Origin of the sequence: Actinotalea sp. JY-7876, assembly GCF_014042015.1 — a bacterium.
In the GTDB taxonomy this organism is placed as follows: Bacteria; Actinomycetota; Actinomycetes; order Actinomycetales; family Cellulomonadaceae; genus Actinotalea.
In genome coordinates, this window is the sequence record NZ_CP059493.1 from 3306463 (window position 1) to 3333404 (window position 26942).

The 26942-nt window shown below is 73.5% G+C and carries 24 protein-coding genes; 11 read left to right on the plus strand and 13 right to left on the minus strand.

The genetic code is table 11. From position 1 onward, the window contains the following. The first annotated feature begins 169 nt into the window (after positions 1 to 169). A complete protein-coding gene (locus H2O74_RS15270) occupies positions 170 to 913 on the plus strand; it encodes a glycosyltransferase family 2 protein (protein WP_182112352.1) in 744 nt (247 codons plus the stop codon). Here H2O74_RS15270 and H2O74_RS15275 read toward each other — a convergent pair. Beyond that, entirely contained in the window at positions 846 to 1433 is a 588-nt protein-coding gene (locus tag H2O74_RS15275; protein WP_182112353.1) for a hypothetical protein, read from the minus strand. The two genes, H2O74_RS15270 and H2O74_RS15275, sit on opposite strands and share 68 nt — an antisense overlap. A gap of 49 nt (positions 1434 to 1482) precedes the next feature. On the opposite strand from H2O74_RS15275, the gene H2O74_RS15280 reads away from it, so the two are divergent. Continuing rightward, entirely contained in the window at positions 1483 to 2223 is a 741-nt protein-coding gene (locus H2O74_RS15280; RefSeq protein WP_182112354.1) for an SDR family oxidoreductase, read from the plus strand. 7 nt (positions 2224 to 2230) lie between these two features. Here the strand turns inward: H2O74_RS15280 and H2O74_RS15285 are convergent, their stop codons facing one another. Beyond that, positions 2231 to 5917 carry a sigma-70 family RNA polymerase sigma factor gene (locus H2O74_RS15285; RefSeq protein WP_182112355.1) on the minus strand — a complete coding sequence of 1229 codons (3687 nt, stop codon included), beginning with the start codon at positions 5915 to 5917 and terminating at the stop codon, positions 2231 to 2233. Positions 5918 to 6100: 183 nt separating this feature from the next. On the opposite strand from H2O74_RS15285, the gene H2O74_RS15290 reads away from it, so the two are divergent. Next, positions 6101 to 6868, plus strand: a complete 768-nt coding sequence (locus H2O74_RS15290) for a hypothetical protein (protein WP_182112356.1) — start codon at positions 6101 to 6103, stop codon at positions 6866 to 6868. Positions 6869 to 6892: 24 nt separating this feature from the next. Here the strand turns inward: H2O74_RS15290 and H2O74_RS15295 are convergent, their stop codons facing one another. The 4 genes from H2O74_RS15295 to dnaK are packed head-to-tail and all read right to left on the minus strand — an operon-like array spanning position 6893 to position 10856. Then, a complete protein-coding gene (locus H2O74_RS15295; protein ID WP_370525769.1) occupies positions 6893 to 7321 on the minus strand; it encodes a heat shock protein transcriptional repressor HspR in 429 nt (142 codons plus the stop codon). A gap of 13 nt (positions 7322 to 7334) precedes the next feature. Further along, the gene (locus H2O74_RS15300) at positions 7335 to 8348 is read right to left on the minus strand and encodes a DnaJ C-terminal domain-containing protein (RefSeq protein WP_182112357.1); all 1014 of its coding nucleotides are present in this window, start codon (positions 8346 to 8348) and stop codon (positions 7335 to 7337) included. A 28-nt stretch (positions 8349 to 8376) separates the two neighbouring features. Continuing rightward, entirely contained in the window at positions 8377 to 9000 is a 624-nt protein-coding gene (gene grpE, locus H2O74_RS15305; RefSeq protein WP_182112358.1) for a nucleotide exchange factor GrpE, read from the minus strand. Continuing rightward, positions 8997 to 10856, minus strand: a complete 1860-nt coding sequence (dnaK, locus tag H2O74_RS15310) for a molecular chaperone DnaK (RefSeq protein WP_182112359.1) — start codon at positions 10854 to 10856, stop codon at positions 8997 to 8999. The genes grpE and dnaK overlap by 4 nt, the downstream gene beginning before the upstream one ends. A gap of 200 nt (positions 10857 to 11056) precedes the next feature. Here dnaK and H2O74_RS15315 point away from each other — a divergent pair, with 200 nt between their 5' ends. Together H2O74_RS15315 and H2O74_RS15320 are read left to right on the plus strand one after the other, a co-directional pair. Further along, on the plus strand, positions 11057 to 11470 hold the full coding sequence (locus H2O74_RS15315) for a RidA family protein (RefSeq protein WP_182112360.1): 414 nt from the start codon (positions 11057 to 11059) through the stop codon (positions 11468 to 11470). A gap of 182 nt (positions 11471 to 11652) precedes the next feature. Continuing rightward, on the plus strand, positions 11653 to 11943 hold the full coding sequence (locus tag H2O74_RS15320) for a DUF4287 domain-containing protein (protein ID WP_182112361.1): 291 nt from the start codon (positions 11653 to 11655) through the stop codon (positions 11941 to 11943). 215 nt (positions 11944 to 12158) lie between these two features. Here H2O74_RS15320 and H2O74_RS15325 read toward each other — a convergent pair whose 3' ends face one another. After that, entirely contained in the window at positions 12159 to 12890 is a 732-nt protein-coding gene (locus H2O74_RS15325; RefSeq protein ID WP_223148024.1) for a DUF72 domain-containing protein, read from the minus strand. Between the two features lie 384 nt (positions 12891 to 13274). Here H2O74_RS15325 and H2O74_RS15330 point away from each other — a divergent pair, with 384 nt between their 5' ends. Both H2O74_RS15330 and H2O74_RS15335 read left to right on the plus strand, forming a co-directional pair. Further along, positions 13275 to 13616, plus strand: a complete 342-nt coding sequence (locus H2O74_RS15330; protein ID WP_182112362.1) for a YciI family protein — start codon at positions 13275 to 13277, stop codon at positions 13614 to 13616. 216 nt (positions 13617 to 13832) lie between these two features. Continuing rightward, on the plus strand, positions 13833 to 14720 hold the full coding sequence (locus H2O74_RS15335) for a hypothetical protein (RefSeq protein ID WP_182112363.1): 888 nt from the start codon (positions 13833 to 13835) through the stop codon (positions 14718 to 14720). Between the two features lie 97 nt (positions 14721 to 14817). On the opposite strand, the gene H2O74_RS15340 is transcribed toward H2O74_RS15335, so the two are convergent. Both H2O74_RS15340 and H2O74_RS15345 read right to left on the minus strand, forming a co-directional pair. Continuing rightward, positions 14818 to 15828 (minus strand): trans-acting enoyl reductase family protein, encoded by a 1011-nt coding sequence (locus H2O74_RS15340; RefSeq protein ID WP_182112364.1) that lies wholly within the window; start codon positions 15826 to 15828, stop codon positions 14818 to 14820. Positions 15829 to 15950: 122 nt separating this feature from the next. After that, positions 15951 to 16535 (minus strand): dihydrofolate reductase family protein, encoded by a 585-nt coding sequence (locus tag H2O74_RS15345; protein WP_182112365.1) that lies wholly within the window; start codon positions 16533 to 16535, stop codon positions 15951 to 15953. A gap of 84 nt (positions 16536 to 16619) precedes the next feature. Here H2O74_RS15345 and H2O74_RS15350 point away from each other — a divergent pair, with 84 nt between their 5' ends. From H2O74_RS15350 to H2O74_RS15360, 3 genes are all read left to right on the plus strand, one after another. After that, the gene (locus H2O74_RS15350; RefSeq protein ID WP_182112366.1) at positions 16620 to 17450 is read left to right on the plus strand and encodes a helix-turn-helix transcriptional regulator; all 831 of its coding nucleotides are present in this window, start codon (positions 16620 to 16622) and stop codon (positions 17448 to 17450) included. 39 nt (positions 17451 to 17489) lie between these two features. Continuing rightward, positions 17490 to 18440, plus strand: coding sequence for an alpha/beta hydrolase (locus H2O74_RS15355; protein WP_182112367.1), 951 nt, complete (start codon positions 17490 to 17492; stop codon positions 18438 to 18440). 140 nt (positions 18441 to 18580) lie between these two features. Next, complete coding sequence (locus H2O74_RS15360) at positions 18581 to 18976, plus strand: VOC family protein (protein ID WP_182112368.1); 396 nt, start codon at positions 18581 to 18583, stop codon at positions 18974 to 18976. A gap of 193 nt (positions 18977 to 19169) precedes the next feature. Here the strand turns inward: H2O74_RS15360 and H2O74_RS15365 are convergent, their stop codons facing one another. From H2O74_RS15365 to H2O74_RS15380, 4 genes are all read right to left on the minus strand, one after another. After that, a complete protein-coding gene (locus H2O74_RS15365; protein ID WP_182112369.1) occupies positions 19170 to 22184 on the minus strand; it encodes a glycoside hydrolase family 2 TIM barrel-domain containing protein in 3015 nt (1004 codons plus the stop codon). A 20-nt stretch (positions 22185 to 22204) separates the two neighbouring features. After that, positions 22205 to 23017 carry a carbohydrate ABC transporter permease gene (locus tag H2O74_RS15370; RefSeq protein ID WP_255491671.1) on the minus strand — a complete coding sequence of 271 codons (813 nt, stop codon included), beginning with the start codon at positions 23015 to 23017 and terminating at the stop codon, positions 22205 to 22207. Beyond that, positions 23010 to 24002 carry a carbohydrate ABC transporter permease gene (locus H2O74_RS15375; protein WP_220457979.1) on the minus strand — a complete coding sequence of 331 codons (993 nt, stop codon included), beginning with the start codon at positions 24000 to 24002 and terminating at the stop codon, positions 23010 to 23012. The genes H2O74_RS15370 and H2O74_RS15375 overlap by 8 nt, the downstream gene beginning before the upstream one ends. A gap of 86 nt (positions 24003 to 24088) precedes the next feature. Then, positions 24089 to 25399, minus strand: a complete 1311-nt coding sequence (locus tag H2O74_RS15380) for an ABC transporter substrate-binding protein (RefSeq protein ID WP_182112370.1) — start codon at positions 25397 to 25399, stop codon at positions 24089 to 24091. A 325-nt stretch (positions 25400 to 25724) separates the two neighbouring features. Between H2O74_RS15380 and H2O74_RS15385 the strand changes: the two genes are divergently transcribed. After that, on the plus strand, positions 25725 to 26765 hold the full coding sequence (locus tag H2O74_RS15385) for a LacI family DNA-binding transcriptional regulator (RefSeq protein ID WP_182112371.1): 1041 nt from the start codon (positions 25725 to 25727) through the stop codon (positions 26763 to 26765). Positions 26766 to 26942: the final 177 nt, after the last annotated feature.

A 26942-nucleotide genomic window follows, 5' to 3' on the forward strand; every position in this document is an offset into this window, starting at 1 on the left:
ACGGCTGACTGCTGGATCGGGTGGTCTGTACTCGAAGATCGACTCGGCCGTGGGACCGGGTCGCGAGATGCTCAGCATGCTGAGCATATTCACGAGTGCGGGTTTCCGCCTCAGGAGCGCGTCGTCAACCATGGTGGTCCACAGAGTCGCCCTGGGCGAGAGGAGAACGATGGCCGATCGGCCGCGTCTGTCCGTCGTGGTCCCCGTGCGCGACGACGCACCGGCGCTGCGGCGCTGCCTCGCCGCGCTCGGGGCCCAGACCGAGCCGGCGTTCGAGGTCGTCGTCGTCGACAACGGCTCGCGGGACGACGGCGCCGCCGTCGCCGCGGCGCACGGCGCGCGGGTCGTCACCGAGCCCGTGCGCGGGATCCCCGCCGCGGCCGCCGCGGGCTACGACGCGGCGCGGGGCGACGTCGTCGTGCGCCTCGACGCGGACACCGTCGTCCCGCCGGACCTGCTCGCCCGGGTGGCCGACGCGTTCGCGGCGGACCCCGCGCTCGACGCCCTGACCGGGACGGGCCGCTTCTACGACGTCGGGCCGGTGCGGGCGGCGGTCGTGGGGCGCCTGTACCTGGCGGCGTACTACGTCCTCATGCACGCCGCGATGGCGCACCCGCCCCTGTGGGGGTCGGCGATGGCCGTGCGTCGTGACGCGTGGGTGGGGGTGCGCCACCTCGTCCACCTGGACCCCGAGATCCACGACGACGCCGACCTCGCGTTCGCGCTCGGGCCGACCGCGACCATCCGCTACGACCCGTCGCTGGTCGTCGACGTCTCGGGCCGGTCGCTCGTGGGCGCGCACCAGACGTCCCGGCGCTTCGCCCGGGCGTTCCGCACGCTCGCGCTCAGCTGGCGGCGGATCCCGCCGTGGACGCGGTGGGCGATGCGGCTGCGCGCCGCGCCCACGCCCTGAGCGCAGCGCCCGCGACCACCGAGCCGAACCCGCCGATGGCCATGTCCTCGATGGTGTCCGCGTACTCCACGAAGATCGTCGCGTCGATGTGCTTGTTGCCGAGGTACTCCGCCATCTCCCACAGCGCGCTCAGCGCGAGCCCGAGCGCGCCCGTCACGACGACGACGCCGCGCGGGCCCGCCGGTCCGCGCGGGTCCGGCACCGCGCCGACGTGCGCGAGGACCAGGTAGCCGACGGCCGCCACGAGGCCGGTCGCGACGAGGTGCAGCGCGAGGTCCGACCACCACACCGCCCGGTAGACGTCCAGCGCACCGCACCAGGCCGCGACGATCAGCGCGATGCCGTACGCGGCGTCGAGCGGCTGCGGCACCCCGGCCAGGCGCGGGATCGTGAGGCCGCCGACGACGAGCGCGAGGAGGGCCGCGTCGACCGGGCCGCGCCAGACCAGCGCGACGACGAGGCTGACCAGTCCCGCGAGGCGCACGAGGTCCGCCGGGACCGGACGGGTGCGCGCCGGCATGACCGCCACTCTAGGTGCGGGCCGCGGACCCGCCACCTAGCGTGGCGCCATGCGCATCGTCATCGCCGGTGGCCACGGTCAGATCGCCCTCCGCCTCACCCGCCTGCTCGCGGCGCGCGGCGACGAGGTCGTCGGCCTCGTCCGCAACCCGGACCACATCTCCGACGTCGAGGCCGCGGGCGGTCACGGCCTGGTGCTCGACCTCGAGCACAGCTCGCTCACCGAGGTGGTCGGTGCGCTCCAGGGAGCCGACGCCGTCGTCTTCGCCGCGGGTGCGGGGCCGGGCTCGGGGGCGGCGCGCAAGGACACCGTCGACCGGGGCGCCGCGGTCCTGCTCGCCGACGCCGCCGAGGCGGCCGGCGTCCGCCGCTACCTGCTGGTCTCCTCGATGGGCGCCGACCGCCCGGACCAGGCGCCCGACGAGGTCTTCGGGGCCTACCTGCGCGCCAAGGCCGCGAGCGAGGCGGATGTGCGGGCGCGCGAGGCGCTCGACTCGACGATCCTGCGCCCGGGCGGCCTCACGGACGACCCGGGCACGGGCCGGGTCCGCCTCGAGCCGTCGGTGCCACGCGGGCGCGTCACGCGCGACGACGTCGCCGCGGTCCTGGTCGCGCTGCTCGACGAGCCGTCGACGGCCGGGCTCACGCTCGAGCTGGTCCAGGGTGAGGACCTCGTCGACGCGGCGGTGCAGGCAGCGGGCCGCGGCGAGCCCGGCGACGCGTCCGCGCACGCGATCGAGGCGGAGGCCGCGGCGGTGCGCCCGCGGGGCCGCCACCGGGCGGAGGACTGACCCCCGATCAGGACCCGGCGACGCAGGGCGCGACCCGCTGCCACCCCACGGCCCACTGCGGCGGCAGGAAGTTCCCGATGCGCGAGGTCGCGCGCCAGTTGTAGCCGCCGTAGGACACGACGTCGCCCCGCCGGTAGTCGCCGCCCCACTCCCACGCGTCCGCACACGTCTGCGGCGGTGCGGGCCGGACCACGATGCTCACCGTCGACTCGTGCACGGTCCCACCGGCCTGGGAGAGGCGGATGCCGACGACCAGGGTCTGCGGGCTGTCGACCTGGCCGCGGAGCGGGAGGGACGCCGTCACGGTCCCGCCCGCGGGCGGTGCGACGTCGCTGGCGCAGACGAGCGGCGCGGACGTCGAGCAGGTCCAGCCGGTCTCGGACGACGTCTCCGGCACGAGGCCGGCCGGTAGGTCGACCGTCAGCCGTGCCGGCAGACCGGCGGTGCCGAACCCCGGGTTCGAGACGCTGACGTCCAGGCTCGCGGCCTGCTCGCCGACGATGGCCGCCGGTGTGAGGGACGCCGTCGCGGAGAGCACGGCCGGCGGCGGGACGAGGCGCACGTCACGCGGCGGCGGCGTGTGGGCGGTGTCCGTGCCCGTGAAGGTGACGGTCACCGGCCGCGACACCGGCGTCGCCACGGCGCTGCGGACACCGATCGCCAGCGGGACGGTGGTGCCGCCCTCGACCCGGACCGTGCGCGTGTAGGTCCCGCCCGCGCCGCCCTGCCAGCCCGAGGCGTCCACCGCGACCATGCCGTCCGGCAGCGTGAGGCTGACGGCGACGTCGTCGCCCAGGAGCCCGCTGTTGGCGACCGTGAGCGCGAGGGGGCTCGTGTGGCCGACCTCGTCCGGCACGGTCAGCGCCGAGGTCGTGAGGTCGGTGCGCGCGACCACGAGGTCGAACGAGGCGGGGACGTGGTGCGCGCCGTCGCGGACGGTCGCCGCCAGGGCGTGGCTGCCGCCGGGGACCGTCGGCGGGACGCTGAGGGGGAACGTCGCGCGCCCGTCCGCCGGCACCGCGACGTTCGCGGCGGTGCACGACGTCGAGCCGTCGTCGGCCGGCGCGGCGCAGGCCCAGCCGCTCGCCGCCGGCTGCACGTCCCGCGGCAGGACGACGTCCACGTCGGGCCGGCCGTCGGTGCCGCCGGGGTTGGACAGGACGAGGGCCGCCTGGACGGTGCCGTGCGCGTGGGGCGGCTGCTCGAGCGTCAGCGCGTACTGCGCGGGGGCCGAGCGGATGTCGAGGTGGGTGTCGATCTCGCGCACCCCGGACTGGCCGGGGATGCGGGCGCTGACGCTCACGGTCGCGTCGTCGTGGACGTGGTTGCGCAGGTCCGGGTCGGCCGCGGCGTCCAGGACGAGCGGGACCGCACCGGCGCCCGTGGCGGAGCCGCGCGGGAGGGCCGCCAGGGAGCAGTCCAGCCGGTAGTCGTCGAGCGGGTCGGCGTCCTCGGCCGGGGCGCAGGCCCAGGGTGCGCGGGCGGTCGCGGTGACGCTCGGGGGCAGGACCACCGTCGCGGCGGCGGGCGCGGTCGTGCGGCCCGCGTTGTGGACGGGGACCGTGATCACCGCGGGTGTCCGGGAGACGAGGACATCGGGCGCGTCGATCGCACCGAGCGCGAGGACGGCGGGCGCCGACGCCACGCGCGCGGGTATCACCGCGAACTCCGGCGCGGTCCCGCGCCCCGGCGTCCAGGTGCGGATGCCGACCCCGAGGTCGCGCGCGCCGTCGACGTCGTCCTCGACCGTGACGGACGCGCGGAGCGTCGTGGTGGACCGCGCGGCGACACCCTCGAGCGTGCAGCGAGCCGTCGCGGCGTCGAGCACGTCGCAGGTCCAGTCCGTCCCGGTCACGGCCGAGCGCGACCGACCGCCGCCGTCCACCGTCGCGGGCAGCGCCGAGACGGACCACTCGACGCCCACGTCGAACCGCAGCTCGGTCGCCACGGTGCCGCCGTACGCGCCGCCGGCGTTGCCGACCGACAGGACGACCTCCGTCGGCACGCCCGCGGTCAGCACGACGTCGGTCGGCGACGTGACGGTGATGTCGGGTTCCGGCTCCGGCTCCGGCTCCGGCTCCGGCTCGGGCTCGGGTTCCGGCTCGGGCTGAGGTTCGGGTCCGGGCCCGGGCTCGGGCTCGGACGACGGCGCCGGCGTCTGCCGGACGCCGGGGTCCCGGTCGGAGGCACCGCCCGACGGCGCAGATCCCGCGTCGACGGGCTCGTCGGGCCCCGTCCCCGGCGGGATGGCCGTCGGGTCCGTGCCCGGGTCACCCTCGGGCTCGTCGGCACCCGGGGTGGGCTCGACGCCCTCCGGGGCCGGCTCGTCCGTGGGCTGCTGCGTGGCGGTGCCCGCCGCCCGGGGCGTCGATCCCGGCTCGTCCGAGAACACCCCCAGGGCACCGGCCACGGCCAGCGCCCCGGCCACCACGGCGCCCACCGCCGCGAGCCCGAGGGCGGCGCCGCCGGGCAGGGCCGCGAGCACGCCCACCAGGCCACCGGCCCCGGCGGCCCCGGCTCCCGCTCCGCCCGCCGTGCCGGCAGCTCCGAGCACGGCCGTGACACCGGAGGCGGCCTGACCGGACGCGGCGGTCGCGCCGGCAGCCGTCGTGGCCGTCCCGACGCTCACCGCGGCGATGCCGGTGGCGGCAGCGCCGGCCGCCGCGAGCGAGCCGGCGCTGGCAACCGCGCCGCCGGCCGCCGCGGTGCCACCCGCCGCGGTGCCACCGGCCGCCGTGCCGCCAGCCGCCGTGCCGCCGAGCGCCGCACCACCGCCGAGCCCGCCCACCGAGCCGGTCGACCCGGCCGCGGCCGTGCCCGTCGCACCGGCGGAGCCGGCGGCTCCCGCACCCGCGGACGCCGCCGCCGTGGCGCCCGCCGCACCGGCGGCGCCGCCGAAGCCGATGCCGTGCAGCACCGCGGCGGACAGCCCCAGCACGAGCGGCGCGATGACCACCCGCATCCCGTGGTTGACGTCCCCGAGCTCGAGCACCAGCGCGCGGCACGTGCCGCACTCGTCGAGATGGCCCTCGACGAGCGCCGTCTCGCGCTTGGCCAGGCCGCCGCGCACGTACGCGCCGAGCTTCTTGTTGACGATCGTGCACGCCTCGCTCTCCGGGGCGGCGAGGTGCTGCTGCAGGTAGGCCTGGCGCAGGCCCTCGCGCGCGCGGTACGCGAGCGCCGCGACGCCGTTCGCGGTGAGGCCCAGGATCGGGGCGATCTGCGCCGCGCTGAGCTCCTCGACCTCGGTGTACCAGAGGACGGCCTGCCACCGCTCCGGCAGCGACGAGTAGGCCTTGGACACGACGCCGCGCTCGAACCCGGCGAGGGTCGGCGCCTCGGTGGACTCGCCGGGGCCGACCGCCGCCTCGAACATCTCGACGTCGTCGGACGCGACGGTCCGCTTGCTCGCCTCGGTACGTTCCATCGCGACGCGCCGCAGCACCGTGAAGAGGTAGGCGCGGAAGGCGACGTCGGGCCCGCCGCCGCGCTGGATCGCGGACAGGACGCGCGAGAACGCGTCCGAGACGGCGTCGTCGGCGTCGGCGGCGCGGTTGGAGTACTGGCGCGCGACGGCGCGCGCGGCGCCGACGTGGCGCTCGTAGAGGACGCCGAAGGGCTCGGACTCACCACCGCGCACGGCGGTGATGAGCTCCGCGTCGCTGGACAGGTCCCAGGCGTTGGCGATCGTCACCCGAGCCCCCTCCGTCGGTCCGCCCTGTGCACAGGCTCTCATGGGCGGTCAACCCCCGTGCGGGTGGCCCCGGGGGTGACATCGGCGGCGCGGGCCCTGAACTGAAGTGTCCGGACCGCCCGATTCCGCGATCCGCGGCCGGAAGTGGCGTCATGGTCACCGCCGTGGCCGCTCTCATCTGTCATGACGACCACGGACCTGACGCGCGACGGGTCGGCGGCGAGCCTGCGCGAGCAGTGGCGTTCCCGGACCGTCGAGTCGGTGTGGTTGCGCCCCGGCGACTGGTACCACCCGGCGGTCGACGCGTTCGCCGAGGCCCTCAGCGCCGAGGAGTGCGCGGCCGCGGCCGCCTCCCGGCTCGGCGAGGTGCGGGGCGCCGCGGGCGTCGGGATCGCCGAGACCCTGGACGACATCGGGCTCGTCTACGAGCTGCTCGGGCGTGAGCCCGGCATGGCGGTCGTCCGGGCGCTGTGCGAGGGCTGGGCGGACGCGGTGGCGTCGGTCCCGGTCCGGGCCTCCTGCCTGGACCCCGAGTCCGGCCTGCCGACGATCGAGTACCTCGGCGTCCGGCTCGCCGAGACGTACGGGGCCGCGCGCCGGCACGGCCACGAGGCGTTCACGACCCACTGCCTGGTCCTGGTCGACGTCGCGCGCGAGGACGTGCCGCCCTGGCGGCGCATGACGCGGTCGGCCGCGATGGGGCAGGCCCTGACGACGTCGCTGCCGGCGGGCCAGCCCATGGCGGCGCTCGGCGGCGGGCGGTTCACGGCCCTCGTGGCACGCGACCGCGACCTCGGGGAGCTCGTGCGCCGGCTGCGCGACGAGGTGAACCGCCAGGCGGTCCAGCTCGAGGTCGCGGACCTGGTGCGCCAGCCGCCGCGCATCTGGATCGAGCCGCTCCCGGAGACGCACGAGTCCGCGGTACGCCTCCTGCACCACCTGCGTCGCTGAGCCGCTGGTCCCGGCGCCGCGGACTCAGCGGCGGCTCGACGGGCTCCAGACCACCAGGGCGCCGTTGGTCGTGACGCGGGCGGGCCGGTGCCCGCGGGGCACGGCGACGACGTCGCCCTGGGGCCCCGCCGCGAAGATGCGGTGTCCCGGCTCGGCCCTGGCACGCAGCGCCTCGACCTGCGCGGTGAGCCGCTCGACCTGCGCCTCGAGCTCGAGGATGCGCTTGATGCCGGCGAGGTTCACGCCCTCGTCCTGCGAGAGGCGCTGGACCTCGCGCAGCGTCGCGATGTCACGCAGCGAGTAGCGCCGCCCGCGCCCCGGGGCCCGCCGGGGGGACACGAGCCCCAGGCGGTCGTACTGGCGCAGCGTCTGCGGGTGCATCCCCGCGAGCTCCGCGGCGACGGAGATGACGAACGCGGGTGCGTCCCACGCCTGCTCCGCGATCCCCGTCACCGTTCCTCCTCCGCTAGCGGGCGGCCCGCGCGCGCAGGTCCGCGCGGACGTCGCCGTCGCGGGTCGCGTCGCGGAACGCCTCGACGGCCGCCCGGGCCTCGTCCGAGAGCCGCTGGGGCACGACCACCTGGACCGTGACGAGCAGGTCGCCGGTGCCCTTCGGCGTCGCGACCCCGCGGCCGCGCACGCGCAGCGTCCGGCCCGACGGCGTACCCGCGGGCACCTTGACCCGCACGGTGCCGCTCCCGCCCGCACCGCCGAACGTGGGCACCTCGACCTCGGCACCGAGCGCCGCCTCGTCGAAGGTCACCGGGACGGTGATGCGCAGGTCACGCCCGTCGATCGAGAACACCGGGTGCGGCTCGACGTGGACGGCGATGACGAGGTCGCCGGCGGGGGCCCCGCCCTCGCCGGGCCGGCCCTTGCCGCGCAGCCGGATCTTCTGGCCGTCGCGCACCCCGGCCGGGATGCGGGCGGTGACCCGGCGGCCCTCGACCGTCAGCGTGACCGTCGAGCCCTCGACCGCCTGCCGGAAGGGCAGCGTCGTCGTCGCCTCGATGTCCTGGCCCTGCATGGCGCGGCCGAAGCCGCCACCACCGCCCCCGAAGAGGCCGCCGAGCAGGTCCTCGAGGCCGGGCTGCCCGGCACCGCCGCCGCCCGGCGACGTCGTGTAGCGGACGCGGCCGCCGCCGGGGGCGCCGCCGCCGAAGAGGCCGCCGAAGACGTCCTCGAAGCCGGCCGCGCCCTGGCCGCCCGGGCCGCGGCCCGGCGCGTTGAAGCGCGCGCCGCCGCCCGCCATGGCGCGGATGGCGTCGTACTGCTGGCGCTGCTCGGGGTCGGACAGGACCGCGTAGGCCTCGCCGACCTCCTTGAAGCGCTCCTCCGCCCGCGCGTCGTCGGGGTTGTGGTCGGGGTGGAGGGTGCGGGCGAGCTTGCGGTACGCCTTCTTGATGGCCGACGCGTCGGCGTTCTTCGGGACGCCGAGCGTCGCGTAGAAGTCCTTCTCGAACCAGTCCTGGCCGGTCATCGCACCCTCCTCCCCGTCCTCGTCCTGCTCAGGCGCCGGGCTCCGCGACGGCGACGCGCGCCGCGCGGACGATGCGGTCGCCCACCCGGTGCCCCGGCTGCAGCACCTGCACGACCGTCGGCTCGCTCACCTCGTCCGAGTGCGAGTGCATGAGCGCCTCGTGCACCGTCGGGTCGAAGGGCTCGCCGGCCGCGCCGTACCGCTCCCAGCCGAACTTCGCGAGCGACGCCTCGAGCTTGTCCGCGATCGACGCGAACGGGCCCTCGGCGAGCTCGCCGTGCTGGCGGGCCAGCTCGACGTCGTCGAGCACGCCCAGGAGCGCCTCGACCATGGCGACGACCGTCTGGTCGCGCGCCACGAGCCGGTCGCGGTCGACCCGGCGCCGGTAGTTGACGTACTCGGCCTGGAGTCGCTGCAGGTCCTCGAGCCGCTCGGCGGCCAGGGCCTCGGCCCCGCCCGGGGCCGGCGCCGGTGCGTCCGGTTCCGCGGGCGGCGTCGCCGCCTCGGGCTCCGGTGCGGCCGGCGTCGGCTGCGACTCGCGGACCGCGCCCGTCTCCGGGTCGATCCTGCGCTTGTCGGTGAACCGCGGGCGGGCGGGGTCGGTCTCCTCGCCCCCGCCCTGCCCGGGCTGGTCCGCGAACTGGTCGGTCACTTCTTCTCGTCCTCGTCCACGATCTCGGCGTCGACGACGTCGTCGTCCTGCGGCGACGCGGCGCCCTCGGGCGCTGCCGTGCCGGCCGCGGCCTCACCCGCGGCGTCGGACTGGTAGATCGCCTCGCCGATCTTCTGGCTGACCGCCGTCAGGGCGGCCTGCTTCGACTTCACGGCCTCGATGTCGTCGCCCTCGAGCGCCGTGCGGAGCTCGGTGATGGCGCCCGTGACCTCGGTCTTGACGTCGTCCGGCACCTTGTCGCCGTTGTCCGCCAGCACCTTCTCGGTCGAGTACGCGAAGGCCTCGGCCTGGTTGCGGGTCTCGGCGTCCTCGCGGCGCTTCTTGTCCTCGGCCGCGTGCTCCTCGGCCTCGCGCACCATGCGCTCGATGTCCTCCTTGGGGAGGGCCGAGCCGCCGGTGATCGTCATCTTCTGCTCCTTGCCCGTGCCGCGGTCCTTGGCGGACACGTGCACGATGCCGTTCGCGTCGATGTCGAACGTGACCTCGATCTGCGGCACGCCGCGCGGCGCCGGCGCGATGCCGGTGAGCTCGAACGTCCCGAGCGGCTTGTTGTCCCGCGCGAACTCGCGCTCGCCCTGGAACACCTGGATCAGCACGGACGGCTGGTTGTCGTCGGCCGTCGAGAAGATCTCGCTGCGCTTGGTCGGGATGGCCGTGTTGCGCTCGATGAGCTTGGTCATCACGCCGCCCTTGGTCTCGATGCCGAGGCTCAGCGGGGTGACGTCGATGAGCAGCACGTCCTTGCGCTCACCCTTGATGACGCCGGCCTGGAGCGCGGCGCCGACGGCGACGACCTCGTCCGGGTTGACGCCCTTGTTGGGCTCCTTGCCGCCCGTGAGCTCGCGCACGACCTCGGTCACGGCGGGCATGCGGGTCGAGCCACCGACGAGGACCACGTGGTCGATGTCGGAGAGCTGGATGCCCGCGTCGCGGATGACCGCGTGGAACGGGGCCTTGGTGCGCTCGATCAGGTCCGCCGTCATCTGCTGGAACTGCGCCCGCGTGAGCTTGGTGTCCAGGTGGACCGGGCCGTTCTCGCTCATCGACAGGTACTGCATCGAGATCGTGGTGCTCGTCGCGGACGAGAGCTCCTTCTTGGCCTGCTCGGCGGCCTCGCGGAGGCGCTGGAGCGCGATCTTGTCCTTGGACAGGTCGACGCCCGCGGTGTTCTTGACCTCCTTGATGAGGTGCTCGACGATCCGGTTGTCCCAGTCGTCGCCGCCGAGGCGGTTGTCACCCGACGTCGCGCGGACCTGGATCGTGGAGAACTGATCCTCGTCCTTGCCCACCTCGAGCAGGGACACGTCGAACGTGCCGCCACCCAGGTCGAAGACGAGGATGAGCTCGTCCTCCTTGCCCTTCTCCAGGCCGTAGGCGAGCGCCGCCGCCGTCGGCTCGTTGACGATGCGGAGCACGTTGAGGCCCGCGATCTGGCCGGCGTCCTTGGTCGCCTGGCGCTCGGCGTCGTTGAAGTACGCCGGGACCGTGATGACCGCGTCGGTGACGGGCTCGCCCAGGTACTCCTCGGCGTCACGCTTGAGCTTGCCGAGGATGCGCGCGGAGATCTCCTGCGCGTTGTACTTCTTGTCGTCGATGGCGACGGACCAGTCCGTGCCCATGTGGCGCTTGACCGAGCTGATCGTCCGGTCGACGTTGGTCACCGCCTGGCGCTTGGCGACCTCGCCGACGAGGACCTCGCCGGTCTTGGAGAAGGCGACGACGGACGGCGTCGTGCGCGAGCCCTCCGCGTTCGCGATGACCGTCGGCTCGCCGCCCTCCAGGACAGCGACGACGGAGTTGGTGGTACCGAGGTCGATCCCGACCGCACGTGCCATGAGAGTTCCTTCTTCCGTGTGTTGAGCCTGCTGCACTCAAGTCTGCTGCGGGCGCGTCGGCGACGCAACTTTGCGACGCCAGAGTTGAGCCCACCAGACTCAACCCAAGCGGCATGCCGGATGTTCCCGCCGCCCGCCGGCGATCCGGCCGGCGCGTGTCCGCCGTCGCCTCGGCGTGTTCGCGCGCCATCCTGTGCCCCATGACGTCCGAGCCCACGATCACCCTGGTCCGCCCCGCGGAGCTCAGCGCGAAGGCGCCGTACGCCTACGCCGCGGTGACGAGCCCCGGGCGGCTCGTCTTCACGGCCGGCGCCTGCCCCTTGGACGGCGACGGGAACACCGTGGCCGTCGGCGACGTCGCCGGGCAGGCGCGCCAGGTGGTGGCGAACCTGGTGACCGCGCTCCATGCGGCCGGGGCGCAGCTGACCGACGTCGTGAAGACGACCGTCTACGTCGCCTCGTCGAGGCAGTCCGACCTGGGGGCCGCCTGGGACGTCGTCCACGCGGCGTTCGGCGACCACGAGGTGCCCAGTACGCTGCTCGGCGTCACCGTGCTCGGCTACGACGACCAGCTGGTCGAGGTCGAGGCCGTCGCGGTCCTTCCCGAGAGCTGACCTCGCCCACCCCGCTCACGGGCGAGGTCGCACGTCTGCAGCGAGGACGCACGTGCGCATCACCGATGTCGGTGGGGATGTGCGACGTCGACGGCGGATGGTGTGCACTCCGCCTGTCGCAGTGAACCCGGCGGGCGGTAGCGTGCGAAGACTCGGACAACCGACCACATGCGGGAGCGGACGTGTCCTTCCAGGCCTACCTCGACACCATCGAGACGAAGACCGGCCTCACGCCGCGCCAGTTCATCGAGCAGGCCCGCGAGCGCGGGTTCGGTCCTGACACGAAGGCCGGCCCCATCCTGGAGTGGCTCAAGGACGAGTACGACCTGGGACGCGGGCACGGCATGGCCCTCGTGCACGTCATCACGAAGGGCGACCGCATCGGTTCGACGCATGTCGGCTCCGGCGGCACCCACAGTGACGACAGCGACCGTCTCTGGCTCGACGGGCAGGCCACCCGCCCGCCCGCCTGACGCATCGCCGCCCAGCGGCTCGTCGCGGACGCCGGCGACCTGTCGATTCCCGTGAGATCCGCCCGTCAGAGTGGTGACAGGCCACACCGGGCGGCCGCGGAGGGGGAGCGATGACGCAGCACGCCACCTACTTCAACCAGGGGGTGAGTCGACGTCCGGGCGCCCCGGCATGACCGTGCGCTCCGCTCCCGCCGAGACCCCTGAGGACTCGGACATCAGAGCAGGGCGAGGAACCGCTCTGCATCGCCGACGCGGGGCAGGTTGTTGAACATCACGTAGGGCGACGGGCGGCCGTCGACCATGCCCCGCAGCCGGCGCAGCTCGTCATCGGTGTGGACGTGCCGAGAGCCCGTGGTGCCGTGCAGGCGGTAGTAGGTCTGCTCCGGCGTCACGGTCTCGGTCTGCATCGGGTCGACGACGTGCACAAGGTCCAGCTCGGCGCAGAGCTCCGTGAGCAGCTGCGTGGGCCACTCACCACGGGGTTCCCACAGCAGCCGCCCCGCTGGCCGCTCCACCTGCGCCATGAAGCTGCGCAGCCGTCCGACGTTGTCGGCCGTCGGGCGAAAGCTCTTCGGACACTGCAGCAGTACGGCGGTGGCCTGCAGGATCCGGGCGCACTCCAGGGTCCGCTGCCAGCCCTCGAGGACCGGAGCGGTGGTCCGGAACGCTCCGACCTGGCCACGCGCGCTGTCCGGCAGAGGCTGCTTCAGCCGCCGGTAGGTGGGGCTGTTGGACTCGTGGGTGACGATCTGCCACGCCTTGATGGTGAACTCGAAACCGGCCGGCACCTGGGCTCGCCAGCGCATCAGCACGGCGTCGGACGGCGGCTCGTAGAACGTGTGCTGCACCTCGACGACGGGGAAGCGACGGACGTACGACGCCTGGGACACCGTCCAACCACACAGCCCTACGACGACGTCCACCTGCCCACCCGTCCCAGGTGCCATGCAGGCGATCCTCCCAGAAAGGGCCGCCCGCGGAGCGGTCACCCCATCGGACGTCGTCATGCTCGTCCCGGAGACCCGTCCTCGCGCACCAGCGCGCGGCCCCCCGGGCCATCCCCCGGTATGGCACCCTCAGCGGCAGCCGCGCAGTGGTGACGCTGCGACGGGCCCGGCCCTTCGGTCGCGCCCCCCAACGTTCTGGCGTCGAGCCCCGTTCCTGCCGATGAGAACCGCGTGACGCACCGGCCCGACACCGGCGCCGTCGGGCGGAGATCGCCCGAGCCGACCGGCCGACGTCGTCGGTCCGCCACACACTGTCGATTCCGGCGAGGCTCGTCCGTCAGGGTGGTGACAGGCCACACAGGCCCGCCTCGAAGGAGGAGCGACATGACCCAGTACGCCATCTACTTCAACCAGCAGTGGGTCGGGGATCACCCGGCCGAGTGGTTCCAGAGCCGCGTGGAGCCCAGCACGGCGGTCGTCCGTGACATGGCGGCGGCCGGGGTCCTGGTCTTCGCCGGCGGGCTCGAGGAGGACCTGGCCGACGCGTTCAGCGCCGACGCGACGAGCGGGACCGTGGCGATCACCGAGGGCCCCTATGCCGAGACCACCGAGTACCTGGGCGGGATCACCATCATCGACGTGCCCGACCTGGAGACGGCCAAGATGTGGGCCGGCAGGGTCGCCGAGGGCTGCGGCTGGCCCCAGGAGGTCCGGGTCATCAGGTAGCTCCCCGGAACTCTGACCCGCACGCCACCGTCGACGCCCGGCGGGGTCGCACGTCTGCAGCGAGGACGCACGTGCGCATCACCGTCTTCGGTGCGGATGTGCGACGTCGACGGCGGATGGTGTGGACAGCACCTCAGGCGCGGGGCCGGGGGGCACCGTCAGGGGGTGAGTCGACGTCCGGGGGCCCTGACGCCCGCCCCACCCACGCTGCCGCGCGTGCACCTCGCACGGGACCACCACCGTTCCGTCGTCGCCGGACGCGTCCGCGACGGCAGCTGGCTCCGTGTCCGGCCCGGGGCCTACGTCGAGAGCCGGGTGCTCGAGTCGGCCGACGCGCGGCGCACCCTCGCGCTCGCACGGATCGTGGCGATCGGCGCCCAGCTCACGTCCGACACGGTCCTGAGCCACACCTCCGCCGCGCTGCTCTGGGGACTCCCGACCCTCCGCACTCCGACCGTCACGCACGTCGTCCAGCCCTTCAGCGCGCGCTCCACCGCCAGCCCCGACGTCGTGCGTCGCCGTCGTACCCTCACGGCCGAGGACGTCGTCGTGCTGCAGGGGCTCCGGACGACGAGCCTCGAGCGCACGGTGGTCGACTGCGCGATGACGGAGCCGGTGCGCGGTGGCGTCGTCGTCGCGGACGCAGCGCTGCACCGGGGCGCGAGCCGCGAGCGCTGCGCGCAGCTCCTCGCTTCCCTGGGCCCCCGACGCGGGGTCGTCCGCGCCCGGCTCGCCCTGGAGACGGCCGACGACGGCGCGGAGTCGGCCGGTGAGAGCCTCGCGCGCGTCGCGCTGCTCGAGGTCGGCCTCCCGCGCCCGGAGACGCAGGTGCCCGTCGAGACGCACCTCGGCACCTTCTGGGCCGATCTCGGGTGGCCGGAGCACCGAGCGCTCGCCGAGTACGACGGGCGCGGCAAGTACGCGGACAGGACCGGAGACGTCGTCGTCGCCGAGAAGCGGCGCGAGGACGCGCTCCTCGACGGCGGTTGGCGCCTGCTGCGACTCACGGCGGAGGACCTCCGCCGTCCAGCCCACCTCGCCGCACGGGTGCGCCGCGCCCTCCCGGACCTCACCCTCACCCCGCGCCCCTCCCTCTCCACCTGAGCGCCTGCCGCCCGGCGAGGTCGCACGTCTGCAGCGAGGACGCACGTGCGCAACACCGTCCTCGGTGCGGATGTGCGACCTCGACCTGGGGAGGCTCCTACGTTCGTGACGTCGCGAAGGCGTCGACGGCGGTCAGGCTCTGCAGCAGGTCCGCGGCGTCGAACGCCTGTCCCGGTGCGAGGGCGCCCGTGCCCCGGTGACGGCCGTCGAGGAGCCGGGCGACGCCCTCGACGACGATCGGCGCGGAGATCGCGTAGATGTCGCGCCCGCTCGCGGTGATGCGGCGCCGCGCGGAGCCCCGACGCACCGCGACGTCGACGACGAACCGTTGCGCGGACCGCCCGTCGTCGTCGGACGCCGTCGGCGGCGGTGTCCGGGCGTCCCGGAGCTCTTCGAGCGGCGCCGTGGTGAGCCACGAGCGGAGCTCGCCGACCTGGAGGTGGCGGTGGACGGTCATCACCTCGGAGAGCGGCAGCTCGACGACGGCCTGCTCCTCGAACGGCGGCGGGAAGGCCCAGGTCGCGGTGGCCGCCGGGGCCGCCAGGGGCACCAGGTGGCCGCCCCGGACGACCTGCCGGGTCACCGTGTTGCGCGCACCCGTCGCGCGGGTGCCTTCGGTGGGCCACCAGTGGTCCAGGGCGATCGCGACGTCGACCTCGTCCGCGGCCCGCGCGCCGTCGAGGACGGCGGTCAGGAGCAGGTCCGCGAGGCCGCCGTAGAACGCCATCGCCGGGACGACGGCGACGCCGGCTGCGCGTGCCGGGCCGTCGAGCTCGTCGTACACCGCCCGCACCACCGGCTGCTCCGCCGTCACGTCGAGGTAGTGGGCGCCGGCCGCGACGGCGGCGCGTGCGAGCGGCAGGGCGGTGTCGAGGAACGGGCCCGCGCAGTTGATCACCGCGCCGACGTCGGCGACGGCCTCGCGCAGCCGGTCCGGCTCGTCGACGCCCACCTCGCGCACCGCGAGCGCGTCGCTCGGCGACGCCGCCGCCAGGCGCTCGGCGCTGCGTCCGGCGAGCACGGGCACCAGGCCCCGGCGCACGAGCTCGCGGACCACGAACCGACCCGTGTGACCGGAGGCGCCGTAGACAAGGACCGGGGTGCTCATGCGGATCATGGTCGCGGGAACGGGCGGGCACGTCGAGGGCGCGACGCGCGCGGGGCGTGGTGGATGAGCGGGGCGCTCGCGCGCGATCCTGTTCGGCTAGCCCACTCTCCGACGCTGCCGTCTCAGCGGGTGATCGCGTAGCGGACGGCCAGCGTCCCGGCGCTCGTGGTGGCCGAGCGGAGCAGCTGCAGCCGGCGCGGGGCCGGAAGCCCGCGGAACAGGCGCTTGCCGGTCCCGAGGAGCAATGGGTGCACGAAGAGGCTGATCTCGTCGACGAGGTCGAGCCGGAAAAGCTCGGCGACGAGCACACCGCTGCCCAGGACCGTGATCGAGCCCTCGCCGCGGTCCTTCAGCTGCTGCACCGCCGACCCGAGGTCGCCGTCGACGACGGCCGTCCCCGCCCACTCGGGATGCGTCAGCGTGCGGGACACCACGTGCTTCGGCGTCGCGTTCAGGTGTCGCGCCATGGGGTTGTCGTCGGGCTGGGTGGGCCAGAAGGCCGCGAGGCTCTCGTAGGTCCGTCGCCCGAACAGGTATCCCGTCGTGGCCGCCAGCTCGCTCCCGTCCATGACCTCCTGCAGCGCGCCCCCGTAGTGCGCGCCCCAGCCGCCGTGGGCGAAGCCCCCGTCGGTGTCCTCGTCGCGCGAGCCGAGCCCTTGCATCACGCCGTCGACGCTCAGGAACTCGACGGCCACCACCTTGCGCATGGTCCTTCTCCTCTCGTTCGATGGGACGAGGCTGCCGCCCCAGGTCCGGCGGCCGCTTGAAGGAAATCGATCGGGGGCATCCGCGTGGATGAGCACGCCATCGGACTCGTGCGGCACCGGGTTCACCCCGCGCTGCGCGGCACGGTGGCCGGCGTCGTCGGTCTGCGGGAGGAGGCGCCGGGCGAGGTGCACCGCCGGCAACCGGCGGGAACCTTGGTCCCCCTGGTGGTGTCGTGGAACTCACGGCTGACCATCGACGCGCCGTCGGGCGACCAGGGCACGCACACCGCCTTCGTCGCGGGCCTCATGCCGGGTTACACCGACACGGTCTTCCGCGGTGCGCGCGAGTGCGTGCAGGTGTTCCTGACGCCGCTCGGCGTCCAGCGGGTCCTGGGCGTTCCCGGGCGCGAGGTCGCGCGACGCGTCACGGCCCTCGGTGACGTCGCGCCGGCCCTGGGCGCCGACCTCGGCGACCATCTGGCGTCCGCCGGGACGTGGCGCGAGCGCTTCGCCCTGGTCGACGACGCGCTCCTGCGGCTCACGGGTGCGTCAGACCCCTCGGACCCGCTCGTCACCTGGCTCTGGCACCGGATCAGCGCGAGCGGCGGCCGGCTCCGGGTCGCCGAGCTCGCGGCGTCGACCGGGTGGAGCCACCGGTACGTCACCGAGCGCTTCGAGGCACTCGTCGGCCTGACCCCGAAGGCGGCCGCCCAGGTGGTCCGGTTCGAGCGCGCCCTCGCCGATCTCGGACGCCGTCCCCTCGCCGATCTGGCCGTGGCCCACGGGTACGCGGACCAGAGCCACCTGACGCGTGAATTCGGTCGGTACGCCGGCGCGACCCCGGGGGGCCTGATGGCAGCACCGGCGGTCCCTACCCCTCACGCCGCGATCGGGCAGGCACCGGGTCGCGTCTGACGGGACGGACCCACGACGTGGGACGGGAAGACTGGACGGATGACGCCCGCTGCCGACGACCGGCGCTACGAGCCGTACGTCCGACCGGTCCCCCCGGACGCACGACGGGATGCCGAGACCTGGCGGTGGCGGGACTGGGACGTCCACCTCGAGCACGTCGGCGCACCGGACGCCCCGGTCCGCATGCTGCTCGTGCACGGGGCCGGGGGCAACGCGGCGGCGATGTGGCCCTTCGCGGCGCACCTGTCGACGCTCGGTGCCCGCGTCACCGTCCTCGACCTGCCGGGGTACGGGCTGACCCGCGGGGCGCGGCCCGGTGCCCTGACCTTCCACGACTGGCGCGCGGTGCTCACGGACGTCGTCGCCGAGATCGACGACGGACGGCCGCTCGTGCTGATGGGGGCGAGCATGGGCGGGATGCTGGCGCTGGACACGGCGGCCCTGGGCGGCCGCGCCGACCTCGTCGTCGTGACCTGCCTCCTCGACACCCGTGATCCGCACGTCCGCGCGGTGCTGGTCCGGGCGCCGTGGCTGGCCCGTCTCGCCGGCCCCGCTCTGCGGCTGGCCGTCGGACCGCTCGGCAGGCTCCGCCTCCCGCTGCGCTGGATCGCGCCGATGACGACGATCTCGAACCATCCCGGGCTCCGCGCCGAGGTGCTGCGCGACCGCGAGGGCGGCGGGGGTGCCATGCCTCTGGGCTGGTTCCGCACGTTCCTCGAGAGCGGGCCTGCCGTGCGCCCCGAGGAGTACGACGGCCCACCGGTCCTGCTCCTCCACCCGGGCTCGGACCGCTGGACGCCCACGCACGTCAGCGCCGCGTACCTCGCACGCCTGCGGGGCGGGACGCGCCTCGTCGAGCTCGACGGGTGCGGCCACTTCCCCGTGGAGGAGCCGGGGTTCCAGGCCCTGCTCGACGCCGTCGACCAGGAGCTCCGCCGGCTGACGTCGGGCGAGGTCGCACCTTTGCAGCGAGGACGCACGTGCGCATGACCGTCGTCGGTGCGGATGTGCGACGTCGACGGCGGATGGTGTGGACAGCGCGGACGACGAACCGACCCGTGTGACCGGAGGCGCCCGACCTCACGCCCGGCCCCCTGGCGCGCCTCGTCCCGCGGCGCCTACCGTTCGGCATGGCGATGCACTGGACGCTCGGTGGCGATGCCGCCGACCCGCATGCGCTGGCAGCCTTCTGGGCACTGGCGCTCGGCTACGTCCCCGAGCCGGGGTACGTCGACCCGGACGGCGCCTCGATCGTCGACCCGGAGGGCGTCGGTGCGGCCATCAGCTGGCTTCGCGTCCCTGAGCCGAAGAGCGCGAAGAACCGGTTGCACATCGACCTGCGGGTCGCCGGCGAGCCGCCCTGGGACTGGCACGCCCGCGCCGACCTGATCCGCGCGAAGGTGACGCAGCTGGTCGGCGCCGGGGCGAGCGTCGTGCGCGAGGAGCACTACCAGGACGAGGGCGGAACGGTCCTCGGGCACGTGGTGATGCTCGACCCGGAGGGCAACGAGTTCTGCGTCGCCTGAGCCCCCGGTCGGCCCTCACCCGGAGGTGTCCCGCGGGTCCGAGCGCGGCCCGACGGCGGCGCCAACCACGCGGTCCTCGAGGCCGGCGCCTCGCTGCCCAGACATCCCGCCGGACGCGAGCGGACCCCGCCCCGACCACCGAGGCCTCCACGCCGTCGCGCGTGGAGACCTCGGCGTCGTGGTCGGGACCCGATCAGCGCAGGCCCTGGAACGCGAACCGGAACACGAGGTCGCTGCCCTGCGGCACCAGGAACTCCGGGTGCGTCGTGGCTCCCCAGGAGTCGTCGCCGCCGACGCCCCGGCGCATCAGCGCGGGCCGCACGATCGTGTGCTGGATCGGCGGCAGGTCGACGGGGTGCTGGGCGTTCTCGATCTCGAACGGGGTCCACGGCAGGGCCGAGAGCTCCATCTTCTCGTCGCAGTCGAACCGCAGCCCCGCGCCCCGGTCGTCGGTCACCGTGGCCCAGCGGACCCCCGTGCGGCTGCCGGCCTCCTGCGGGCGCACGTACGGCGTGAGCTGGTCCTGGACGTCCGCGTCGTAGATGCCCAGGCGCGCCCCGCGGCGCCGGTCGACGTAGCACTCGTCGGGCCCGTCGCCGTACCAGCGCAGGTGCCGCAGGCTCGCGTCGGCCGTGAAGAGCATGCCCAGCTCGGGCAGGTCCGGCAGGCCGGCGCCCGGGCGCAGGCTCAGGTCCACCTCGACCCGCCCGCTGCCGTACACCCGGTGGACGACGTCGCACTCGCTGTGCGGCGTCGTCGGCAGCAGGTAGCCGTACCGGACCTCCACGTGGTCCTCGCGCAGGGTGGCGACCGGCCGCTCCAGGCGGGGCGACGGCTCCGCGTACCGGCTCGCGAGCAGCCAGTGCCCGTCCCGGAACGGCATGCCCCAGCCACGCTCGTTGGACGTCGGCGCATGCCAGAAGTTCGGGCGCGGGATGCCCTGGAGCAGCTCGCGGCCGCCGTCCGAGGTCAGGCCGTAGCGGTAGGAGACCAGGCCGCCGTGCTTGCGCGAGAACAGGGCCGAGAAGTGCCGCCCGCGCACCCCGATGTTGTGGAAGCCCTCGACGAGGGTGGGCGCGGTCTCGCGCGACCTCGCCGGCGCCGTCGGCCGGATCACGATGACCTGCTGCTCCCAGGCGACCTCGTGCCCGGCCGGTGCCCACGCCGTCGCGTGCCGAAGCCTCAGGGAGACGTCGATCGCGTACTCGCCCGGCGTGCTGGGCACGACCACCGGGAGCGGGTAGGACCGCGTCTCCTCCGGCCCGACGTCGATCGCCAGCGACGTCTCGCGGAGCACCGTCCCGTCGCGTCGCAGGGTCACGACGCAGTCCAGGTCCGAGGTGTCGGTGAAGAGCCGTCGGCTGTGGATCTCGAGCTCGGCGTGCGACACGGCGATCCGGAACGGCTGGTAGAGGTACCGGACCTCCTGCACCTTCGGTGTCGGCGTGCGGTCGACCAGGACGATGCCGTTGGCGCTGAACTCGTAGTCGTGCGGCGCCTCGCCGCAGTCGCCGCCGTAGCCGTCGTACTCGCGTCCGTGCCGGTCCCGCAGGCGGATGGCCTGGTCGGCGAAGTCCCAGATGAACCCACCCTGGAAGAGCGGCTCGCGGTCCGCGAGCTCCAGGTACTTGTCCACGGCGCCGAACGAGTTGCCCATCGCGTGGGCGTACTCGCACAGGATGAAGGGCTTGCTCCGGTGAGTCCGCAGCCACTCCTCGACGTCCCCCGCCGGCGTGTACATCTGGCTCACGACGTCGGTCGTCTCGGGGAAGCGCGGGTCCCAGTGGACGCCCTCGTAGTGCACCGGACGGTCGTCGAGCGCGCGGAACCACTCGGACACGGCGAGCAGGTTCGTGCCCCCGAAGGACTCGTTCCCGCAGGACCACATGACGACGCTGGGGTGGTTCTTGTCGCGCTGCGCCATGCTGGCCGCGCGGTCGAGCAGCGCCGGGAGCCACTCGGGTCGGTCACCGGGCAGCGCGGCGTCGACGCTGAGCTCGCCCGCGGCGACCCGGTCCCACATGCCGTGGGTCTCCAGGTTCATCTCGTCGATGACGTACAGCCCGTACTCGTCGCACAGGTCGTAGAAGTACGAGTTGTTGGGGTAGTGGCTCGTGCGGACGGCGTTCACCCCGATGGACTTGAGGAGGCGCACGTCCCCCTCGGTCTCCTCGCGTGTGACGACGCGCCCGTTCAGCCCGAACTCGTGCCGGTTGACGCCCCGGAACACGACCCGCTTGCCGTTGATCTTCAGCAGGCCGTCCTCGATGCCGAACCGGCGCACGCCGACGGGCTGGACGACGAGCTCGGTCGGGGCGCCGTCGGGCCCCAGCACCTCGATCTCGAGCGTGTGGCGGTACGGGTCCTCGGCGCTCCACAGGTGCGGGTCGGCGAGGGTGATCGAGAGCTCGCCGTCCCCGGACTCGACCAGGTCGCCGTGCCCCACCAGGGTCGCCCGCACGGAGCCGCCGCCGCTGACCATGGGACGCAGCACCACCTGCGCGGTCCGCAGGTCGTCGGACACGACGGAGCGCACGCTCAGGTCCTCGAGGTGCGCCGCGGGCCGGCGGTACAGGACGACGTCACGGAAGATCCCAGAGAAGCGGTAGAAGTCCTGGTCCTCGAGCCACGACCCCGCGCTCCACTTGAAGACCTGGGCGGCGAGGGTGTTCTCCCCGTCCACCACGGCCTCGGTCAGGTCGAACTCCGAGGGCGTGAACGAGTCGGCCCCGAAGCCGATGTAGGTCCCGTTGAGCCAGACGGCGATCGCGCTCTCTGCGCCGTGGAACGACACGCTCAGCCGCTCGCCGTCCGCCAGCGGGCGGTCCAGCGCGAACGTCGTCGCGTAGCTGCCGACGGGGTTGAACCGGGTCGGCACCTGCCCCGGCTCGAGCGCCTCGTGGCCGTCCCAGGGGTACTGGACGTTCGTGTACTGCGGGCGGTCGTAGCCCTCGAGCTGGATGTGGGCGGGGACGCGGATGTCGTCCCACGAGGAGGTGTCGTAGTCGGGGTCCTGGAAGCCCGCGACCGTCTGCGCCGGGTTCTTCGCGTAGTGGAACTTCCAGAGCCCGTTGAGGCACTGCTCGAACGCGCTGGTCCCGGTCGCCGCCTCCGCCCGGCCACTGAACCAGCGGTGGTCGGAGTGGGCGGGGAGCCGGTTCTCGGCGAAGAACTCGGGGTCAGCGATGCGGGCGGGGTCGAACGCCATCTGTGTCACTCCGTCGTAGGTCACTTGAGGGCACCGGTGATGCCCTGGGCGAAGCTGCGCTGCAGGACGAGGAAGATCACCACAGCCGGGACGGACGCGATGAGCACGGCGAGCATGAGCATCCCGTAGTCGGTCACGTACCCGGCGCGGATGTTCGCCAGCAGCATGGGCATGGTCTGGGTCGCGCTGTCGACGAGGATCACCTTGGGCCACAGGAAGTTGTTCCACGAGGCCATGAAGGTGATGACCGCCGCCGCGGAGAGCGTGGGCTTCATCGACGGCAGGTAGATCCGCAGGAAGATCTCGAGCTCCCGGAGGCCGTCGATCCGCGCCGCCTCGATGATCTCGTGCGGGAAGGTCCGGGACGCCTGGCGGAAGAGCAGGATGAGGAACGGCGTGGAGATCGTGGGCAGCACCACCGCGAACCAGGAGTTCACCAGGCCCAGATCGGCGAACATCCGGAACAGCGGGATCATCGTCGCCGCGAACGGGATCATGATCGCCAGCAGCAGCAGGCCCATCAGCCAGTCCTTGGCCCGGGTGTGGTAGATCTCGAAGCCGTAGCCGGCGATCGAGGTGATGGCCAGCGCCAGGACCGTGGTGGCGACCGCGATGAGGCCGGAGTACCACAGGGCCGGGCCCAGGGCGGCGGTCGACGTCAGCGTCGCGAAGTTCGCCAGCAGGTTCGTGCCCGGCAGGAGCTTGGAGGCCAGCACCTCCTGGCTGGTGTTCGTCGCCGAGACCACCATGAAGTACAGCGGGAAGATCGACGCCAGGGCGGCGACCGTCAGGAACAGGTAGCCGGGCACCCGGCGCCACGCCCGCCTAGTCACGCTTGTCACCAACTCTCAGCTGGATCGCGGCCAGGACCGCGACGATGATGAGGATCACGTACGAGATCGCGGACGCGTACCCGAAGTTCGGGTTGTTCTGGAACGAGACCAGGTAGAGGTAGTGCGAGATGCTCATCGAGCTGTTCGCCGGCCCGCCCCCGGTGAGGGTGAACGACTCGTCGAAGAGCTGAAGCGTGCCGTTGGTCGACAAGATCGCCGTGAGCAGGATCATCGGCTTGAGCTGCGGCATGGTGACGTACCAGAACGTCTTGAAGCCCCCTGCGCCGTCGATCTTCGCCGCCTCGATGGTCGAGTGGTCGATGTTCTGCAGCGCGGCCAGGTAGAAGATCATGTTGTAGCCGGTCCATCGCCACAGCAGGCCGAGGATGACGACCATCCGGGCGGTGCCCGGCTCGCCCAGCCAGTTGACGGGGCCGTCGATGAGTCCCGCCCAGAGCAGGGCGTCGTTCACCAGGCCGTCGTTGGCGAACATCGTGCGGAAGACCAGGGCGTAGGAGACGAGCCCGACGGCGCTCGGCAGGAAGATGGCCGTCCGCCAGAACGCCTTGAACCGCAGGTTCTTGTCGTTGAGGAGCGTGGCCAGCACCAGGGCCAGGGCCAGCATGATCGGGACCTGGACGATCAGGTACACGAACGTGGTGAGCAGCGTCTGCTTGAAGGTCGCGTCCTCGAGCAGCCGCTGGTAGTTCGACCACAGCGGCTCCGCCTGCTGGAGCCGCGTCCCGCGGCCGGTCTGCAGGGAGAGCAGGAAGGCCTGCAGCATCGGCCAGAAGTTGAGCCCGACGATGAGCAGCGATGCGGGCAGGAGGAAGGACCAGCCCGTCAGGCTCCGGCGCCGCTCCAGGCGGAGCGCCGGGCGGGGACCGCCCGGGGGCCGGGACGAACGGCTGGGGCGTCGCGGGCGCGGGGCCCGCGACCGGGCGACGGGAGGAACTGCCTCGTCAGTCGGCGCGGCGTTGGACACGGCTGGCTCACCTTCTGCGGAGGGGATGGACGCGGGTCGGACGGCGACCGGGCGCGGCGAGCAGTCCACCGCGCCCGGTCCGGACGTCACTGCATCGCGAACTCGACGGTGCTCTGCGCCTCCTGGAGGGCCGACTCCGGGTCGGCCCCGCCCATGATGTTGGTGACGGCCACGCTGACCGCGTCGCGGCCCTCGTAGTAGTAGGCCCCCGTGTTGTTGCTCGGGACCTCGCTGGCGTACTCGACGACCCGGCTGAAGATCGGCGAGCCGCCGAAGAACTCCTGGGGCTCGGAGTAGACGTCGCTCTCACCCGCCGGGGTCCAGTTCGCCAGGGCGCCCGAGGCGGGGAGGATCGTGTCGTAGAGCTCCGTGGAGCCGGCGAACGTGGACGCGAGGAAGTCCGCGGCCAGTTCCGTGTCGCCCGTCGCGCTGACCGCCCACGAGGAGCCGCCGTTCGCGGAGTAGTGGGTCGCGCCGTCGACGTCGTCGATCTTGGGCAGGTTCGTGACGTCCCACAGGCCGGACTGGTCGGCGGCCGACTGGATGGAGCCGACGATCCAGACCCCGTTGATCGTTCCCGCGACGGTGCCGTTGGTCAGCGTGCCGATGTACTCGTCCCACGAGTTGACCTCGAGGAGGACGCCGGAGGTGACGAGCTCCTGGTAGACGTCGATCGCCTCGAGCAGCGCCTCGTTGCCGGTGATCGTCGGGTTGCCCTCGTCGTCGAAGAGGCTCGCCCCGGCGCTCTGCAGCATCATCATGAGCGTGTCGGCGGAGCCCGCCTGGCCCGACAGCAGGGGCTTGCCCGTCTTCGCCAGGACGTCCTTGCCGAGGGTGATGTACTCGCTCCACGTGATGTCCGTGAAGTCCTCGACCGTGTAGCCGGCCTCCTGGAGGACGTCCGTCCGCAGGGCCGAGATCGCGGTGCCGTTGTCGAACGGGACGCCGTAGGTGGCGCCGTCGACGGTCGAGTACGTCACGACGGACTCGGGGAACTCGCTGAAGTCGATGCCCGCGTCGGACATGTCGCTGAAGACGTCCGGGTAGTTGATGACGTTCTTCTGGAACGCGTTGTTCTGCATGAGGAAGATGTCCGGGAGCTCCTCGAGCTGGCCGGACTGCGCGAGCGTCGTCAGCTTGGTCTGCACGTCCTCCCACGGCGTCTCGACGATCTCGAGCTCGAAGTCGGGGTGCTCCTGCTGGTAGATCTTCTCGGCCTCCTCCAGGGCGTAGATGTTGAAGGCCGGGTCCCACGCCCACACGGTGAGCGTGCCGTCCCCCTCCGCCGCCGCCTCGTCGTTGCCGCCCGGTTCGCTCGAACCGCCGCTGCAGGCGGCGAGGGCGAGGGCGAGGGTGAGGACGGCACCTGCCGAGGCCGACTTCCGGAACGTGGTCATCTGAGGATTCCTTCGTGTCGCTGCCGCCCGTCGGCGTGCGCCGGGGATCGGCTGGATGGGGTAGGCGAGCTGTCGCACGGACCGTCACCCCGGGGGTGCGGTCCGCGCCGGATCTCGATCGCGCCTGCCCACATCGGGAGCCCGATCGGTCGGTGATGGCGCGCTTGCTGCTCCTCTCTGAGCCGCAAATGTTTAGGTGAACATATGGGCTCCCCTGCGCCTTGACCAGGTTCTCCCATCACGATCGGGTAACGGCACGCGCGCCAGACGGGCCGAAATGTGACTGTCGGCGTTGACGTCAACATCGCCGGACTAGCATCACTGTGTGGCAGCAGGCACCGGCCGGGGGCGCAGGAAGGTCGGCGCGTCCATCGAGGACGTCGCCAAGCTCGCGGGCGTCTCCGCCCAGACGGTCTCCCGCGTCTCGACGGGTGCCGAGGTGGTCCGCCCGGCGACGCGCGAGCGGGTCCTGCGAGCCATGCAGGAGCTCGGGTACACGCCCAACCGCGCCGCCCGTGCGCTGCGCAACGGCTCGTACGGCACGATCGGCCTGCTCGCGAACCGGCTCGGGCGCCCCGGGGAGGCGCTGACGACCGAGGCGGTCGTGCGCGCGGCCGCGGCCGAGGACTACTCCGTGACGCTGCTGACGGTGCGCGACCCCGCGGCCGACACCTGGCAGGCCGCTGCGCACCGCCTGCCTCACCAGGCGATCGACGGCCTCATCATCCTCTGGGGTGAGGGCGCGACCCCGGAGACCCTCACCCTGCCCCGGGGGATGCCCGTCGCCGTGTCCGACTCCCGCTTCACCGGGCATTACGCGGGGGTGGTCGCCGACCAGGTGCAGGGCACGCGCGACGCCGTCCAGCACCTGGTCGACCTCGGCCACCGCACGATCCACCACCTCGCCGGCCCGGCGACGTCGGGGGCCGCTCGCGCGCGTGCCGCGGCGTGGCAGCGCACCGTCGACGAGGCGGGCCTGCGGCCGCCGCCCCTGGTGCGGGGCGACTGGACCGCCGCCTCGGGCTACGCGGTGGGGCGTGAGCTCGCCGGGAACCCGTCGCTCACCGCGGTGTTCTGCGCGAACGACGACATGGCCTTCGGGCTGGTCCGCGCCCTGGGCGAGGCGGGTCTGCGCGTGCCGCAGGACGTGTCGGTCGTCGGCTTCGACGGGATCGAGCTCAGCGGCTTCTCGGCGCCGCCGCTGACCACCGTGCGCCAGGACTTCACCCAGATCGGGGACGAGCTCGTCCGGCTCGTCGTCGGGCAGGTGCGGCACGGCGCGAATGCCGTCCAGGACCGCGTGCTGGTCCCCACCGAGCTCGTCGTGCGGTCGAGCACCGGGCCGCGGCCGGTCGACCGCGACTAGCCATCCGACGGCGGGGCCGCGGCGCTCACGCGGGCGGGCGACGTCGCGAGGGCGACATCACCGGAGGTGCGCATGCTCCGCCGACGCCGGCCGGACGGCCCTCAGTCCGAGACGGCCGCCCGGAAGCGGTGCAAGGCGCGGCTGACGTTGTGGGCCTCACCCGACTGCCGCGGACGA

Coding starts and splice junctions, on each gene's coding strand:
- H2O74_RS15275 (WP_182112353.1), bottom strand. CDS start 1,433: ATGCCGGCGCGCACCCGTCCGGTCCCGGCGGACCTCGTGCGCCTCGCG.
- H2O74_RS15340 (WP_182112364.1), bottom strand. CDS start 15,828: ATGAGCACCCCGGTCCTTGTCTACGGCGCCTCCGGTCACACGGGTCGG.
- H2O74_RS15300 (WP_182112357.1), bottom strand. CDS start 8,348: ATGACCGGCCAGGACTGGTTCGAGAAGGACTTCTACGCGACGCTCGGC.
- H2O74_RS15325 (WP_223148024.1), bottom strand. CDS start 12,890: ATGGCACCTGGGACGGGTGGGCAGGTGGACGTCGTCGTAGGGCTGTGT.
- H2O74_RS15290 (WP_182112356.1), top strand. CDS start 6,101: ATGACGACCACGGACCTGACGCGCGACGGGTCGGCGGCGAGCCTGCGC.
- H2O74_RS15280 (WP_182112354.1), top strand. CDS start 1,483: ATGCGCATCGTCATCGCCGGTGGCCACGGTCAGATCGCCCTCCGCCTC.
- H2O74_RS15365 (WP_182112369.1), bottom strand. CDS start 22,184: ATGGCGTTCGACCCCGCCCGCATCGCTGACCCCGAGTTCTTCGCCGAG.
- H2O74_RS15355 (WP_182112367.1), top strand. CDS start 17,490: ATGACGCCCGCTGCCGACGACCGGCGCTACGAGCCGTACGTCCGACCG.
- H2O74_RS15380 (WP_182112370.1), bottom strand. CDS start 25,399: ATGACCACGTTCCGGAAGTCGGCCTCGGCAGGTGCCGTCCTCACCCTC.
- dnaK (WP_182112359.1), bottom strand. CDS start 10,856: ATGGCACGTGCGGTCGGGATCGACCTCGGTACCACCAACTCCGTCGTC.
- H2O74_RS15360 (WP_182112368.1), top strand. CDS start 18,581: ATGGCGATGCACTGGACGCTCGGTGGCGATGCCGCCGACCCGCATGCG.
- H2O74_RS15270 (WP_182112352.1), top strand. CDS start 170: ATGGCCGATCGGCCGCGTCTGTCCGTCGTGGTCCCCGTGCGCGACGAC.
- H2O74_RS15315 (WP_182112360.1), top strand. CDS start 11,057: ATGACGTCCGAGCCCACGATCACCCTGGTCCGCCCCGCGGAGCTCAGC.
- H2O74_RS15345 (WP_182112365.1), bottom strand. CDS start 16,535: ATGCGCAAGGTGGTGGCCGTCGAGTTCCTGAGCGTCGACGGCGTGATG.
- H2O74_RS15330 (WP_182112362.1), top strand. CDS start 13,275: ATGACCCAGTACGCCATCTACTTCAACCAGCAGTGGGTCGGGGATCAC.